At 72.6% G+C, this 16,287-nt stretch carries 8 protein-coding genes and 1 pseudogene; 5 read left to right on the top strand and 4 right to left on the bottom strand.

Annotated elements, in window-relative coordinates; genetic code table 11:
- A partial coding sequence (locus tag GRC12_RS15050; RefSeq protein ID WP_208779748.1) for an SRPBCC family protein occupies nucleotides 1-375 on the bottom strand: 375 nt, incomplete at its 3' end.
- 205 nt (nucleotides 376-580) lie between these two features.
- On the opposite strand from GRC12_RS15050, the gene GRC12_RS15045 reads away from it, so the two are divergent.
- The 5 genes and pseudogenes from GRC12_RS15045 (at nucleotide 581) to GRC12_RS47120 (ending at nucleotide 6,027) form a co-directional block, all read left to right on the top strand.
- Entirely contained in the window at nucleotides 581-1,795 is a 1,215-nt protein-coding gene (locus tag GRC12_RS15045) for a cytochrome P450 (protein ID WP_208779747.1), read from the top strand.
- A 137-nt stretch (nucleotides 1,796-1,932) separates the two neighbouring features.
- The gene (locus tag GRC12_RS15040; protein WP_208779746.1) at nucleotides 1,933-2,895 is read left to right on the top strand and encodes a UDP-glucuronic acid decarboxylase family protein; all 963 of its coding nucleotides are present in this window, start codon (nucleotides 1,933-1,935) and stop codon (nucleotides 2,893-2,895) included.
- 148 nt (nucleotides 2,896-3,043) lie between these two features.
- A complete protein-coding gene (locus GRC12_RS15035; protein WP_208779745.1) occupies nucleotides 3,044-4,678 on the top strand; it encodes a carbamoyltransferase family protein in 1,635 nt (544 codons plus the stop codon).
- Nucleotides 4,675-5,074: pseudogene (locus tag GRC12_RS15030) on the top strand (glycosyltransferase family 2 protein); the annotation flags it as partial. The gene GRC12_RS15035 and the pseudogene GRC12_RS15030, both read left to right, overlap by 4 nt.
- Nucleotides 5,075-5,085: 11 nt before the next feature.
- Entirely contained in the window at nucleotides 5,086-6,027 is a 942-nt protein-coding gene (locus GRC12_RS47120) for a hypothetical protein (RefSeq protein WP_439959888.1), read from the top strand.
- Nucleotides 6,028-6,103: 76 nt separating this feature from the next.
- Here GRC12_RS47120 and GRC12_RS15025 read toward each other — a convergent pair whose 3' ends face one another.
- From GRC12_RS15025 to GRC12_RS15020, 3 genes are all read right to left on the bottom strand, one after another.
- Nucleotides 6,104-6,976, bottom strand: a complete 873-nt coding sequence (locus GRC12_RS15025) for a TauD/TfdA dioxygenase family protein (protein ID WP_208779744.1) — start codon at nucleotides 6,974-6,976, stop codon at nucleotides 6,104-6,106.
- 27 nt (nucleotides 6,977-7,003) lie between these two features.
- On the bottom strand, nucleotides 7,004-7,198 hold the full coding sequence (locus tag GRC12_RS46715; protein ID WP_308286555.1) for a hypothetical protein: 195 nt from the start codon (nucleotides 7,196-7,198) through the stop codon (nucleotides 7,004-7,006).
- Between the two features lie 117 nt (nucleotides 7,199-7,315).
- Nucleotides 7,316-16,279 (bottom strand): non-ribosomal peptide synthetase, encoded by an 8,964-nt coding sequence (locus GRC12_RS15020; RefSeq protein WP_308286554.1) that lies wholly within the window; start codon nucleotides 16,277-16,279, stop codon nucleotides 7,316-7,318.
- Nucleotides 16,280-16,287 lie beyond the last annotated feature (8 nt).

Below are 16,287 nucleotides of genomic sequence, written 5' to 3'. Positions count from 1 at the left end.
GTATAAGAGACAGCCGGGGAGGAGCGGGACCGTGAGTTCCTCGCGCCAGATGACACGGCTGCGGCCGCCCGGGCCCGGGCGTACCTCGATCTCCGCCCAGCCCTTCACCACCCGGCCGCGTTTCTCCAGGCGGACCAGGCCGGGTTCCTCGTCCGTCGGCGGGTGCCAGACCGTGACCTCCATGCGGTCCTCGAAGGCGAGGGGACCGAGGCCGGTACGGGCGACGATCACCGTGCCCTCATGGGTCGGTGGCGCGGTGAGCACGGTGACGCGGGTCAGGGGGACCACCTCGCCGTGCCGGGGCCACTCCGTGAGGCGGCGCCAGGCCTCGGGGAGGGGGAGCGGCGCGGTGCGTTCGAGGAGGATGTTGACCACGTGACGCATCGTAGGGAATCCGGGCTGCTCAGCGTGCTCTTCCGTGGCGCGTCACACACTTGGCGCAGTGAAGGGGCGCGGACGGCCACCCACGTGCCTGGAGCGCGCGACACCGCCGACGGCGCCGGCAGGACGACCCCTACCGCATCCGCACACCCGTACGGCACCCTGAGAGCCCGTCCCGCCGCCGCCCGGAAGGCGCCTCATGGACCGTCAACTGCGCCCAGGACTAGACGAGTTGCAACGCGATCCATATCCGCACTACGAGCGGGCCCGGCGCGCCGACGGCCTGACCCACCTCGCCGAACTCGACGCCTGGCTGGTCGCCCGGGACGCCGACGTCCGCGAAGTCCTGCGCAGGCCGCAGGACTTCTCGTCGGCCAACGCCCTCACCCCCGACGTGATGCCCTCGCCCGCGGCGTTCGCCGTCCTCGCCGGCGGCTTCGGCGGCCGGCCCGTGGTCGTCGGCACCGACGGCCCCCGGCACCAGGAACTGCGCGCACCGATCGTGCGCGGCCTGTCGCCGGCCCGGGTGGCCGCCGTCCTGCCGTACGCCGCCGAGCGCGCCGCCGCCCTGGTCGACGGGTTCGTGAAGGACGGGCACGTCGAGCTGATGTCGGCGTACGCGCAGCGGCTTCCCGGCGAGGTCATCGGCCGGGTCGTCGGTCTCGACCCCGCCGACGTCCCCGGCGTCGTGCACGGCGGACACCGCGCCGAGGAACTGCTGTTCCGCCCGCTGGCCGAGGACGAGCAGATCGCGGCCGCCGAGGACGTGGTCGCGATGCAGCGCACCCTGGAGCGGTACGTCCGGGCCCGGCACACCGAGCCCCGCGACGACCTGTGCACGGAACTCGTCAGGTCCGTCGTCCCGGAGGGTGAACCGACCCTGGAGCACCGGCACGAACTCGTCGCCCATCTGCAGAACCTGCTGCTCGCCGGTCACCTGACCACGACCGCGCTCGTCGGCACGACCGTCCTCCACCTGCTCCGCCACCCGGACCAGTGGGAACTGCTGTGCGCCGAGCCCGAGAGGATCCCCGCCGCCGTCGAGGAGGCCGCCCGCCACGACAGCGTCCTGCAGGGCTTCCGCCGGATCACCACCCGCCCGCTCACCCTCGCCGGCACCCAACTCCCGGCCGGGGCGACATTGTTCGTCGCCTTCGGCGCCGCCAACCGGGACGCCGCCCGCCATCCGGACCCGGACACGTTCGACATCACCCGCCCTCCGGTGCGCCATCTCGCCTTCGGGCTCGGCGTGCACGGCTGCCCCGGCGCCCAGCTGGCCCGCGAACAACTCAGGCTCACCCTGGAGGAGTTGACCCGCCGGCTGCCGGGCCTGCGGCTCGCGTCGGACCGTCCGGTGGTCATGCGGCCCACGATGATCCACCGCTCACCCCAGGCCCTGCACCTGACCTGGTGAGCGCCGCTGCGGGACTGTACACGGCGTGTACAGACGCCGTGCATAGTGGGTGATCGTGAGCCGGATCCAGGTATGCGAGCCCGCCACAGGGTTACTCGCGCCGACACGCAAGTGACGGCGCGAGTGAGGAGCGACCCATGAGCGGAAACCTGTGGCGCCGGGCCCTGGTCACCGGTGGAGCCGGGTTCGTCGGCTCCCACCTGTGCGGCAGCCTGCTGGAGACCGGCAGCGACGTGGTGTGCCTGGACAACCTCTGCACCGGATCACGGTCCAACGTGGCCGAACTCGAACAACGGCCCGGCTTCCGCTTCGTGCGCGCCGACGCCACCGACCCCGCCGCCGTACGCGCCCTGCCCGGCCGCTTCGACCTCGTCCTGCACTTCGCCTGCCCCGCCTCACCGGCCGACTACCTGCGGCTGCCGCTGGAGACCCTCGACGTCGGCAGCAGCGGCACCCGCAACGCCCTGGAGCGCGCCCGCGCCGACGGGGCCCGCTTCGTCCTCGCCTCCACCTCCGAGGTGTACGGCGACCCACTGGAGCATCCGCAGCACGAGGGGTACTGGGGCAACGTCAACCCCGTCGGCCCGCGCAGCGTCTACGACGAGTCCAAGCGGTTCGCCGAGGCCCTGGTCACCGCCCACCGCAAGGTGCACGGCACCGACACCGCCATCGTGCGGATCTTCAACACCTACGGCCCCCGGATGCGCACCGGCGACGGCCGCGCCGTCCCGGCCTTCGTCTCCCAGGCGCTGGACGGAGCCCCGCTCACCGTCGCCGGGGACGGCAGTCAGACCCGCTCCCTGTGCTACGTCGACGACACGGTCGACGGCGTGCTCGCGCTGGCCGCCTCCGGTGAGCGGGGGCCCGTCAACATCGGCGGCGGCGAGGAGATCACCATGCTCGACCTCGCCCGCCGGATCATCGACCTCACCGGATCCGCCTCCCGCGTCCGGTTCGTCGAGCGCCCCGCCGACGACCCCGCCCGCCGCCGCCCCGACACCCGGCTGGCCCGGGAACGGCTCGGCTGGCAGCCGAGGGTCGGGTGGGCCGAGGGGCTGGAGCGCACCATCGGCTGGTTCGCCCGGGCCGTCGCGGCCTGACCGGAGCGACCCAGCGTCGACCGCCGCCGTACAGATAGTGAAATATCAGCTTTTTGCGGGGCAAGTTGGCTCCAAGTGTTTGAGCCAACTGGCCTGCGGCACCCGCCCCCTCTGACGCCACCCGGACCTCGTGACGGAGCACCCCCCCATGCGCATCCTCGGCATCAACGCTTTGTTCCACGACCCGGCAGCAGCCCTCGTCGTCGACGGCCGCACGGTCGCCGCCGCCGAGGAGGAGCGATTCAGCCGCCGCAAGCACGGCAAGCGGCCCCTGCCCTTCTCCGCCTGGGAACTGCCCCAGCAGTCCGCTCGCTGGTGCCTGGAGCAGGCGGGCCTCGGGCCCGAGGACCTCGACGCCGTCGCCTACTCCTTCGACCCGAAGCTCGCCCGCCCCGCCGCTCAGATGGGCCTCGACGACCCCTGGGACCCGCTCCGGCTGGAGTACGCCCGCCGCGCCCCCGGCTTCCTCGCCGAGGCCCTGCCCGGACTCGACCCCGACCGGGTCGTCTTCGTCCCCCACCACGTCGCGCACGCCGCCTCCGCCGGGCCCGCCTCCCCGCACCCGGACAACGACGTGCTGGTCCTCGACGGCCGCGGCGAAAGCGCCTCCCACCTGGCCGGCCGCTACCGCGACGGCAAGCTCGACACCCTCGCCGCCCAGGGCCTGCCCGACTCCCTCGGCCTGGTCTACGAGGAGCTCACCGCCCACCTCGGCTTCCTGCGCAGCAGCGACGAGTACAAGGTGATGGCCCTCGCCTCCTACGGCACCCCCCGCTTCCTGCCCCAGCTCCGGCAGTACGTCCACCCCACCGGCCACGGCGGCTTCCGCGCCCACGGCGTCGACTGGGGCTCGCTCGCCCCGCCCCGCGCCAAGGACGAGCCATGGACCCGCGACCACGCCGACCTCGCCGCCAGCGCCCAGGCCGTGCTCGAGGAGGTCCTGCTCGAACTCGTCCACTGGCTGCACGGCGAGGCCGGCGGCGAGACGCTCACCATGGCGGGCGGGGTCGCCCTGAACTGCGTCGCCAACTCCAAGATCGCCGCGCGCGGCCCGTACCGGAACGTCTGGGTGCAGCCCGCCGCAGGCGACGCCGGGACCGCCCTCGGCGGCGCCCTGCACCTCGCGGCGAACGAGGGCGCCCCGCAGCCCATGCCCGGCCCCGCCCTCGGCCGCGGCTGGAGCGACGAGGAACTGCGCGCCTGGCTGGAGCGGGCCGCCGTACCCTACGAACGGCCCGACGACATCGCCGAGACGGTCGCCGAGGAACTCGCCCGGGACGGCGTCGTCGCCTGGTTCCAGGGCCGCAGCGAGTACGGGCCGCGGGCCCTCGGACACCGCTCCCTGCTCGCCCACCCGGGCCGCGCCGAGAACCTGGAGCGCCTCAACCACGTCAAGGGCCGCGAGGAGTTCCGCCCGGTCGCCCCCATGGTCGCCGCCGGCCGCGCCCACGAACTGTTCGCCGGACCGCTGCCGAGCCCGTACATGCTCTTCGTCCACGAGGTCGCGGCCGAGTGGCGCGAGCGGATCCCCGCCGTCGTGCACGTCGACGGCACCGCCCGCATCCAGACCGTCGACGAGCGCGACGAACCCCTCGTCGCGCGGATGCTGGCCGCCTTCGAACGGCGCACCGGGCTGCCCGTCGTCGTCAACACCAGCCTCAACACCGCCGGCCGGCCCATGGTCGACGACCCCCGCGACGCGCTGGAGTGCTTCGGCTCGGCGCCCGTGGACCTGCTGGCGCTCGGACCGTTCGCGGTCCGCCGGGGGAGGGCCTTCGGATGACCGCGTACGCCGTCGTGATCCCGACCCTCGTGAGGGACACCCTCGCCGACTGTCTCGCGGCGCTGGCCGCCGCGACCGGCCCGCGCCCCGCCGAGATCGTCCTGGTCGACGACCGCCCCGACGCCACCTCCGAACCCCTGGAACACCCGCTCGCCGTCCTGGGCGACCTGCGCGGCCGTACGACCGTGCTGCGCAGCCGCGGCCGGGGACCCGCCGCCGCCCGCAACACCGGACTGCGCGCGGTCGCCTCACCGTGGATCGCCTTCCTCGACGACGACGTCCAGGTCGGCCCGCACTGGTGCGAGCAGCTCGCCCAGGACCTCGCCGACGCGTCCCCGGACACGGCGGGCGTCCAGGGCGTCATCGCCGTACCGCTCGCCGCGCTCACCGGCGCCGGGACGGTGCTGATGTGGCGCGCCTACCGGGCCGGTGGACCGCGCGCCTGGGCCCTGCCGGGCGCGGTGGCGGCGACCGCTGCCTGGGCGGCGTATCTCGCCGGGCAGTTCACGTCCTTCGCACCGTGGTTGGCGCCCGCGGTGGTCGTGCTCACTGCCGCGGCACTGGCCCTTCTCCTGCTGGCACGTCCGGGCGGACGCCGGGCCGGCGGCAGACTGGCGCTCGGTGGTCTCGGCGCCGCGCTGGCGGCTCTTCTCCTGGCGCCGAGCGCGTGGGCGGTGCAGGTCTTCGCGCCGTCGTACAGCACCAGTGTGATGGGCGCGGTCGGTCCGTCGGGCACCGGCCGCGGTTTCGGGGCGGCCCGATTCGGACGCATGGCCTGGGCCGGCGGCGCGACGTCAAGGCAAGTGGCCCGCAGCGGCGCGTCCGGCGTTGCCCGGGCTGGGACCGCCGGTCGCATGGGCGGTTTCGGTGGCGCGGCCTCGGGCGGTGCGCTGACCCCCGCACAGCAGCGGCTGCTGGCCTACACGCGCGCCCATGACGGCTCGGCGGCCTATGTGTTCGCCACCACCAGCTGGAGCACGGCGTCGCCGTACATTCTGGCGGCCGGCGCGAAGGTCCTGCCGATCGGCGGCTTCAGCGGCCGGGTGCCGTCCCCGACCGAGAACCGGTTCCGCCACCTGGTCGACAGCGGCGAGGTGCGATACGTCCTGCTCGGTGGCGGACGGGGGAGGGGCGTCGGCGCCGTGCCGGGCGGCGCCGCACAGGGCGTCTCCGGTGACGGGACGGCGGCCGCACAGATCACCGCCTGGGTACAGGCCGGCTGCACCAAGGTCCCAGCCTCGGCGTACGGCGGCTCGGCTGCCACGGCCGGGAGCCCGGCCCTGTCGCGACGGGCCGCGATGACCACGGTCACCGGGCAGACCCTCTACCTGTGCGAGCCGGGCACATAGACCAAGCGCCCGGCCGCGCCCACAGCTGGGTGCGGCCGGGCCGATGGGGGGCCGCGTTTCCGAGACCATGCTCAACTCAGCCCTTGATCGGTCCGCCGTTGATGGCGACGCGACGGCCGTAGCGGGCGTAGGGGTAGTAGTCGTAGGTCGCGTGGTGCTGGACGCAGCGGTTGTCCCAGAAGACCAGCGTGCCCGGGGTCCAGCGGACGCGGCAGTGCAGGACCGGCCTGCGGGCGATGATGTCGAAGAGGACGTCGAGCAGGGCTCGGCTCTCGTCGGGCGAGAGCTGCGGGATGCGGCTGGTGTAGGCCTTGTTGACGTACAGGAGTTTGCGGTCGGTCTCGGGGTGCCGGGCGACGACCGGGTGTTCGCTCTTCGGGATGACGTAGTCCGGCGGCGGTGTGTAGCCGGCCAGGGCCTGCGCGCCGTCGTGTATCGCGGTCAGCGTGTCCAGCAGGGCACGCATCGCCGGGGAGAGCATGTCGTAGGCGAGGTGCATGTTGGCGAAGAGGGTGTCGCCGCCGCATCCCGGCTCCGGTGTCTCGGTGATGTAGAGCATCGACCCCAGTGACGGTTCGGCGTCGGCGGTGCCGTCCGCGTGCCAGCCGTTGCCGGCCACGTCCGCCGCGGCCGAGGTCGTACGGATCTCCAGGATGTACGGATCGCCCTCGGGCGGAGGCGGGTTGACGGGGCGCAGTTCGCCGAAGGCGGCGGCGAAGCGCTTGTGGTGCTCGGCGGTGATGCCCTGGTCGCGGAAGACGAGGACGTGGTGGTCACGGAAGGCGGCCCGGATGTCCTGCAGTTGCTCGGGCTGGATCTCCTTGGACAGGTCGACGCCGGAGACTTCCGCTCCCAGGACGGGAGTGATTCTTTCGACGGTGATCGTGCCGTAGGGGTGTGTGGGACGCGTGGTCACCGCTTCCAGTGCTTCGAGCTCGTACGACTCCATGTCGTCCTCCAGGGGCGCGGTGCGGATTTACAGGTCAGCGGTGCGGTGGGCAAGGGCATCCGGGGAGGACAGCGTGGCCCTGATGGCCGTGGCCACCGTGTCCACGTGGGGCGCGGCGACGATGCCGTAGTGGTCCGTGGGCAGATACCTGCGTACGGCGGACGGGGGCAGGCAGGTGTTCCACTGCCGCTCCGCCTCCGCGGGGTCCGCGGGGCTGGGCATACCCGGCGTGGGGTGTTCGGCCAACCAGAGACAGGTGGGGACGGAGACGAGCGGTCGTACGCGATGCTCCCCGAGGCTGCGCAGGTTCGCGCGGCAGCAACGGGCCAGCCTGTCGGCCTACGCCTGTGCGTGCTCGGTCGGCAACGAGGCGGCGCCGGCGCCGAGTTCGGCGGCGAACACCTTTTCCAGCCGGGATTCGTCATATGCGGACACCAGCGCTTCCGCCTGGGGCGGTGGCGGATCGAGGAGGTGGAGCGCTTGCGGTGGCCGGCCGGCCGCCTCGGCGAGGGCTGCCATCTCCATCGCCACACGGGCCCCGTAGGACCATCCGGCCAAATGGAGCCGGTGGTCGCGTCCTGGGCCGAAGTGGCCGCGCAGGGCCGCGTCGTAGTGATGGGCTCGTTCGGCCAGTGACCACGCGGGCATCCCGGCGTCACGGAGTGCCGGGTCGGCGATGAGGCACACCGTCGGGGCGGGGCCGAGGGCTGCCACGAGGGGGCGGTAGGCCTGGATGTCTCCGCCCACGGGGTGGATCAGGCACAGGACGGCCGGACCGGTTCCCTCCTGCCAGATGTCGAGGACGACGGTGGAGGTCGTTGCCGCCGTCTCCGCGGTGTGCTCGGTGGACGTGAGGGCCGCCTCGATGTGTTTGAGGATCTCCGTGAGGCTGACGCGGTGGCTGAAGGAGGCCAGGTCGAACTCGACGCCGTAGTCGTCCTCGATCTGGGCGATGAGGCTGATCAGGGTCAGCGAGTCGGCGCCCAGGTCGTAGAGGGAGTCCTCGGGGTCCAGTTCGTCCACGCCGAGCAGCTCCTTGATCACCCGGGCCATGGCGTCCGCCCGCTCTCCTGCACCCCCTGCGTGGGGGACTTCCTTGTGCGTGTCCGTCACGCGCGCCGGTGAGGTGCGATCCGTGGTTCCGGCAGGAGCGTAGAAGGCTCGGGAGGCCTCGATATCGGTTGTGGACACGAGGAGTTGAGGCAGTTGCAGGGCGAGGGCATGGCCGAAGACCGCTTTGCCCTCCTCCACGCTCAGGCCGACGGAGAGGTGGGCCTGATGGCGGCTGTCCGGGGCCGGGACCCTCGTCGCCATGCCGGTCTCCCGCCAGATGTCCCAGTCGATGCCGATCCTGACGGTCGTCTCCGCCCCGGTGGCCCGGTGGTGGGCGAAGCCGTCGAGGAGGCTCGCGCCTGCCGCGTAGTCGCTCTGGCCGACACCGCCGAGCACGGCGGACATCGAGGAGCAGTAGACAGCGATCTCCGGGCGGAAGACGCCGATGAGGTGTTCGACGACGAGTGCGCCCCTTTCGCGGACCGCCGCGGCCTCGCGCATCGCGGTGGCGTCACGTCGTACGAGCAGCCCGCCGTGTCCGAGACCGGCCGCGTGGACGACGGCGTCCAGCCGTGACGTGTGCTCGGCGACGGCCGCGGCCACGCCGTGAACGGACATGGTCGCGAGATCCGCCGGGATGAGGCCGATGCGGTCGGCCCACCCGCTCAGTTCCTCGGGCAGGCGCGGGTTTCTCGACAGCAACAGCACCTTGCCGCGGGTGTGTTCGAGCAGCCAGGCGGCGATGGCTCGGCCCATGCCGCCCGTGCCGCCGAGCACCAGATGGACGGTGTCGGGTGCGGACGGTACGCGGGCGTGCACACCCTCCGGCGCCGGTACGGGCACGGTGCCGGGCCGCCACCAGTAACCCTCCCGCAGGGCGAGCCGGCGGGGGAGGGCCGGTCCGTCCGGATGACCGGCCTCATGTGTCTCGGCGACGATCGAGGCCACGTGTCCGGCCCAGCGGGTGAGGTCGCCGTCGGGGAGGTCGAGCCAGTGGCCGTTCAGGGCCGACTCCTGATGGGAGACCTCGACGGGCCCGGCCAGGAGGGCGAGTTCGGGTCGTTCCACCGTTCCCGTCACGGGCCGGGCGCCGTACGACAGCCACCACACGCGTGGGGAGTCGCTGCGCCCGGCCAGCGCCTGGGCCAGGGCCGCCGTACTGTCCAGGCAGGCGTGACGGGCGCGTTCCAGGGTGCCGGGACCGACCGGCCCTGTCACGCCCAGGGGCAGGGCGTGCACCCACTCCATGTCGAGGGAGGTCGGGACACCGTCCTCGGACAGCGCATCGAGCAGTCGGCGCACAGATGCCGGATCGGCAGGGTCCACAGCGTAGGAGTCAGCTCCTGTGCGGGCGAAGGTGTCGGCCGGACGGACCCGTATCACTCGTGGTGCCACCGCTTTGAAGGCCGCGAGCGCTGCCGGCGGAGTGTCCTGGGACGTTACGACGATCACGGCGGACGCTCGCCGGTTCGGCACGGTGGTGTCCGCGACGGCGGCACGGCGCAGGCGCACCCAGTGCGGCTGGTGCAGCCAGTTCTCCCGGGGCAGCCGCCGGGGTGTGGCGGCCGGGGCCTCGCGCGGATTCTGAGATCGCCGGTCGAAGTCGTATGTCGCGAGACAGAAGGACGGGGGAGGGAAGTCCCAGGGCGCCGGAGCTGAGCCCGCGGCTCCCCAGTCGACCGGGCGTCCGGCGGCCCATTCCGCGGCGAGGTCGTGGGCCGTTCGGCCGGCCGCGGAGACCGGCACGGCGTCCGGGTCCGCGGTACCGGGCGGCACCGCTCCCGCAGCCACCGCGCGCAGCCAGTGCTCGGCCGCGGCGCCGTCCGTCACTGGTGCCGCGGCCCGCAGTTGGTGAACGACCCGCCCGGCCTGCAGATGGCGCAGCACCGACTCGTGGCGCTCCGGGTGCAGGTGGAGGTAGTCGGCGATACGAGCCGCGTCGGCGGCGAGGGCGTCCGGACTGGAGGCGGAGAGCACGAGGCAGTTGGGGACGTCGTGGGGTGCTGCCGGCTCGGGCGTGGTGGCCTGTTCGACGATGACGTGGGCGTTGGTGCCGCCGATGCCGAAGCTGCTGACAGCGGCCACCCGGTGGCGTCCCTCGGGCCAGGGTGTGGCTTCGGTCGGGATGTGGAAGGGAGTGGGGTCGGGGCCGATCTCCGGGTTGAAGGCACGGAAGTTGAGGTTGGGCGGGAGCGTGGCGTGGTGCACGGCGAGGACCGCGCGGACGAGGCCCACCACTCCGGCGGCCGCGCCGAGGTGGCCGAGCTGGCTCTTGACGGAGCTCAGAGCGCAGCGGCCGGATTCAGCGACGTCGAACGCCTGCCGCAGCGCCCCCACTTCGACCGGGTCGCCGAGCCGGGTACCGGTGCCGTGGGCCTCCACATAGCCGAGATCGGCGCCCGTGCGTCCGGCGCGGGACAGGGCGGTGCGGATCACCTCCCGCTGCCCTGCCAGGGACGGTGCGGTGTAACTCATCTTCTGCGCACCGTCGTTGTTGATCGCGGAGCCGGTGATGACTGCGTAGACGGTGTCGCCGTCACGCCGTGCCTGCCGCAGCGTCTTGAGGACCACCACGCCGACGCCGCTCGCGCCGACCGTGCCCGTGGCGTCGTCGCTGAAGGGACGGCAGTCGCCGTCCGCGGAGAAGATGTGCTGCGGACGATAGCGGTAGCCGCCGGTCAGCCCCGGATCGATGAGGACTCCTCCGGCCAGCACAACGTCGGCTTCGTCCTGCCGGAGCAGACCGGCGGCGAGGTGCACGGCGACCAGGGAGCTGGAGCAGGCCGTCTGGGCGCTGAAGGCCGGGCCGGTCAGCCCGAGATGGTAGGCGACCTTGGTGGCCAGGAAGTCCTTGTCGTGGTGCAGGGCGAGCTGGAAGCCGTCGGGCAGCCGGTCGGGGTCCGCCTCGCGCAGCAGGGACTGGAAGTACGTGTTCTCTCCCGCACCCGCCACCAGGCCCACCCGTGCGGCCGAGGTGTCCGCCACTCCGGCGTGTGCCAGGGCCTGCACGGCGGCCATCAGCAGGTGACGCTGCTGGGGGTCCATCAGCCGTGCCTCCTGGGGGCTGATGCCGAAGTGGCCCGGGTCGAAGTCGAGCATGCCGTCGAGCGTGCTGTGCACGCCGACCACTCCGTCCGGCGCTTCGACGCGGCGGATTCCGGTGCCGCCGGAGACCACCAGTTCCCAGAAGGCGGCCAGGTCCGGTGCGCCGGGCACCCGCACCGCCATACCGACGACCGCGATCGGCTCGCCGGGTGCCCAAGGCCTCTCGTTCTGCACGGACGGTGTGGTCCGGGGTCGGGGAGCGGTGAGGTGCCGGGCCAGGGAGCGGACGGTGACGTGCTCGAAGAGGTCCGCGACACTGAAGCGCAGACCCAGCGCCGTGGTGCAGCGCAGATGGAAGCGCATCAGGGCGAGACTGGAGGCACCTGCCTCGAAGAAGGTCTGGTCCGGTGCGATCACCGACCCGGTGACCTCCTCGAAGGCAGCGGTGAGGCGCTCCTCCTCGGCCGACAGGCCCGTGCGGGCGGCCGCCGAACGACGTAACTCCTTCCCCGGCGCCCCGAGCACGGCCTGCCGGTCGAGCTTGCCGCTGGGTGTGCGGGGCAGTCTCTCCAGCCTGCGGAATCGCTCCACACGTACGAACGACGGCAGCAGGGCGGACAGATGCGCGGTCAGCTCGTCGGCGGTCGGTGCTTCGCCACGGATCTCCAGACCGGCCGTCAGCCGGTCTCCGTCACGGGTGACGGCGGCGTTGACCACCGCCGGATGGCGCAGCAGGGCCGCCTCGACGGAACCGAGTTCGAGCCGGTGCCCGCTCAGTTTGATCTGCTGGTCGTCGCGGCCCGCGTAGTGCAGCAGACCCTCGCGGTCGAAGAACGCCCGGTCGCCGCTGCGGTAGAACAGGCTTGCGTCGCCGGGGAGTTGGACGAAGCGGGTGTCGTCGAGTTCCGGTTCGTCGAGGTAGCAGCGGGTGGTCATGGTGCCGCCGATCAGCAGCTCGCCGGTGCATCCGGCCGGGACGGCGTCGCCCTGGGCGTCCACCACCCGCAGGTCGGCCCCGGCCACCGGACGTCCGATGGCGGGCCGCTCGGGCCAGCGCCCGGGATCTCCCTCCAGGCACAGGGCGCTGACCACATGCGTCTCGGTCGGCCCGTAGTGGTTGAACAGCCGCGCGCCGGGGAGCCCGGCGAACCAGCGCCGGATGCTGTCGGTGCACACCAACTGCTCGCCCGCGGTGATCACTTCACGCAGCCGGGACGGATACTTGTCCAGGCGCACGGCGTACTCGGCGAGCAGTTGCAGGGCCACGTAGGGCATGAAGATCCGCTCGACGCCCGCGGACTCCAGCCGGTCCAGGAGCGCGGGCACGTCCTGACGCCACTCGGGACGGATGAGCCGGAGGCTGCCGCCGGTGCACAGGGTCCCGAAGATCTCCTGGAAGGACACGTCGAACGACAGCATCGAGAACTGCTGGGTGACGGCGGGCGCGGTCAGGCCGCCGGGACCTGACTGCCACCTGATCAGGTCGCACAGGGTGCGGTCCTGGATCTGTACACCCTTGGGGACGCCGGTGGAGCCGGAGGTGAACAGCGTGTACAGGGGGCGGGCGCCGCTGTGGGCCGGCGCGTCGGCCGTGCGTCGGGTGTTCCCGCCGTACGACGACACCCTGCCGTCGCCCGTTCGCGGCTGCGAGCCCGCCCCCGGTACGACGAGGTGGCGGGACACGCCGTCCGGGAGCAGCGTGTCCAGCGCCGGTGCGCTGTCCCGTGTGGTCAGGACGCACAGGGGGTCGATCCGTTCCAGGACGCGGCGCAGCATGTCGGCCGGGTAGGAGGGGTCGAGGGGGACGGCGGTGACGTTCAGCCTGGCCAGCGCCAGCAGCGCCACCACGTGGTCGGCGGACGGCTCCAGGTAAAGGGCCGCCCGGCACGGGCTGTCGTCGGCCGGGATCGGGTACCGGTCGGCCAGTTCCGCGGCGAGCGCTGCCGCACGGGCGTCGAGGGCCGCATAGCTCAGCATCTCGCCGTCGGCCGTGACGACGGCGGGGGCGTGCGGAGTGCGGGCGACCTGACGGCTGAAGCCTTCGGCGATCGTGGTGAAGCCGGGTTCGGGGGCGGGCCCGCGCCCGTGGCGCGGAAGGGAGTCCCGGTAGGGGAGGACGAGTTCACGGGCGGTACGGCGGCCACCGGACGCGAGCGCGTCCACGCCCCGCCGCAACAGCTCCGCCATCGCCTCGACGTCCTCGTCGGTGAACCGGTCCTCGGCGTACTCCCACAGCACGTCGAGCGCGTCCGCATGCTCGATCACGGAGACCGTCAGCGGGCACTTGGCCTCCGGTGCCGCCCACCACAGGGGGCGCTGGGTGCAGCCGGGCAGCCGCAACGCCCCGAAGTCGGTGTTCTCCAGGACGAACAGGAAGTCGAACGGTGTGGTGTCGCCGACGCCCTCCCAGCCGGTCAGCACGTCGGTGAACGCCACGTCCTGGCGGCCCAGCACCTGCCCGGTGTCGTTTCCGGTACGGGCGAGATGTGAGCGCAGATCCTCGCCGGGCGTGACGGTCAGGGGCAGCAGCACGGTGTTCGCCATCATGCCCGCGCTGTTCTCGAACTCGCGCACCGGTCGGCCCGCGACCGGGGCGGCGATGCGCGGGCGGACCAGGCCGGTCACGCCGTACAGGCACCAGCAGAACACGCTCAGCAGGACCTGGAACCGGGTCAGCCCGTACTCGGCGCACAGGTGGTCGACGTGGGCCCGCCGAACGACGTCGAGGGACGTGTGCAGCAGGCGTGCCCGGGGTGCCGTACTCGCGCCCTGCATGGGCAGCGCCTCCAGCGGCTCGTTCAAGCCGCGGTAGAACGCGAGGAGTTCATCGCGCTGGGTCCGGTAGACCGCGCTCGCGAAGCGGTCGCGCTGCCAGACGGCGAAGTCCAGTGGGGTCGGAGAGGGTGCCTCGGACCGGTCGCTTCCGGCGTAGTCGGCGGACAGGTCGTGCAGCAGGACGCTCAACGACCAGCCGTCCACGGCTATGTGGTGCAGGTGCACCAGGAGCGTGCCGCCGCCGTCACGCGGCAGCCAGCAGGCTCGGAGCATGCGGGGGACGGCGAGGTCGAAGGGTTCGGCGAAGAAGGTGTCGGCGAAGGCGTGCGCTTCTTCCTCCTCCCAGAGTCGGCGGGGACCTGGCTCGTGCCAGGGGTCGTACGGTTCGCCGACGGTCTGCTCCAGGCCCTCAGGGCCGAGGTGGAAGCCCGTCCGCAGCGAAGGGTGTCGTGCCACGAGGCTGCGCAGCGCCCGCCGCAGTGCGGTGGTGTCGACGGGCCCGTCCACGCGGAAGGCCTGGTTGACGGAGTACGCCCGGGAGTCGGGAGTGCGGCGCTGTATCAGCCACAGTCGCTGCTGTTCGCTGGTGGCGGGGGCCGAGCGGGCACCGGAGACCACCGGTGTCGGCAAGGCGCTCTCCTCGCCGGGGCCGGCTGTGTCGAGCGACCGGGCGACGGCGGCCAGGTCGCCGTGCAGGACGGCCGACTGGGTCAGCTCGCGGCCCCAGCGCTGACGTACGGCGAAACAGAACCGCAGTGCCTTCAGCGAGTCACCGCCGACGGCGATCCACCGGTCGCCGAGCCGGAGGCCGCTGGTGCCGAGTATCTCCTCGGCCAGTTCGACGACTTGGCGCTCCGTCTCCGTGGTGGCCGGGGCGCCGGAGTCGGAGGCGGCAGGCCGCCATGGCTGGGTGGCCTGCTCCAGCAGGGCGGTCTGGTCGACCTTGCCGTTGGCGTTGAGCGTGAGGTCGGCCACGAGATGGATCCGGTGGGGGCGCATATAGGCCGGCAGCTGTGCCGTCAGGTGGCCGTCGAACTCCTCGTAGGACAGTTCCTGGCCGAGGACGAGGAACGCCAGGAGTTCATTGGGCCCCTCCCGGCCCGCGGGGCGCGTGCACACATGGGCGTGCTGGACCGCCGGGTGCGTCAGGACGCGCCGTTCCACCTCGCCGGGCTCGATCCTGAAGCCACGGACCTTGACCTGGCGGTCGGTTCGGCCCACGTATTCCACCAGGCCCTCGCCGTCGGCACGAACGAGGTCACCGGTGCGGTAGTACGTCTCCTCGCCGCCGTCGAGCCACGGCAGGCGCACGAAGCGCCGCTCGGTCTCGTCGGGAAGGTTGCGGTATCCGACGGCGAGTCCGGCTCCGCTCAACAGGAGTTCGCCCACCTCACCCGGCGCGGCCACCCGCTCCTGCCCCGGTACGACCGTGACCGCACCGGTCTGCGGCAGGGGCCGGCCGATCGGCACCACGTCGCCGTCCAAGTCCCGCGGGATGGGATGGCACAGGGCGAAGGTGGTGGACTCCGTGGGTCCGTAGACGTTGAACAGGCGGGTGCCACTGTCGGGGTTGTCCCGGTACCAGCGGCGCATCACCTGTGCGTTCAGCTGCTCACCGCCCACCAGGACCTGTCCGGCCGCGGCGAAGCAGTCCGGCACAGCCGTGACCATCGCGTTGAACAGGGCCGTGGTGACGAAGACGGTGTCCACGCGCCCGTGCCGTAGTGCCGCGGCGAGCCGCTCGGGCGTCTGCACGTCCGCGTCGCTCAGGATCACGCAGCAGCCGCCGGTCAGCAGGGGCACCCAGACTTCGAAGCTCAGCGCGTCGAACGCGGGATTGGCCAGACAGGCATAGCGCAGGTCGGGCGCGATGCGGATGTAGCCGCGTTGGGCCAGACGCCGGACCCCGGCGTCGCGGACCTCGACCCCCTTCGGGCGTCCGGTCGTTCCGGAGGTGTAGAACAGGAAGGACACCTCGCCCGGGGCGGCCGGCGCCTCCAACGGGGCGGCAGCGTCCGGCGGTTCGGGCAGAAGCGTGTCCGCGACGAGCCCTTTGATGTCCGCCGGGAGCCCGGTGAAGCTCTCTGCCGTCTCATGCACCAGGGCGACCGCGCCGGAGTCCTGGAGCATGAAGTGACGGCGCTCGGCGGGGCTCTGTGTATCGAGGGGCACGACCTGCGCCCCCAGCCGCAGAATGCCCAGCATCACACAGACCAGCCGCCACGACCGCGGCAGCGCCACCGCCACGGCCTGCCCCGCGGTGACTCCCAGACGCCCCAGCTCCCGGGCGACGGTGGCGGCTCCCCCGTTCAACGCCGCGTAGTCGAGGTGGACTTCGCCGTCGACGACGGCCTCGGCGTGTGGCGTGCGCAGGGCACGGCGGTGAATCTCGAGCGCCAATCCGGCCGGATCGCCAGGGTCCTCGGACATGTCGGTGG

The sequence above is a fragment of the Streptomyces griseorubiginosus genome, assembly GCF_017614965.1.
Classification (GTDB): Bacteria; Actinomycetota; Actinomycetes; order Streptomycetales; family Streptomycetaceae; genus Streptomyces; species Streptomyces griseorubiginosus_B.
This window is presented reverse-complemented; position numbering and strand designations above follow the sequence as displayed.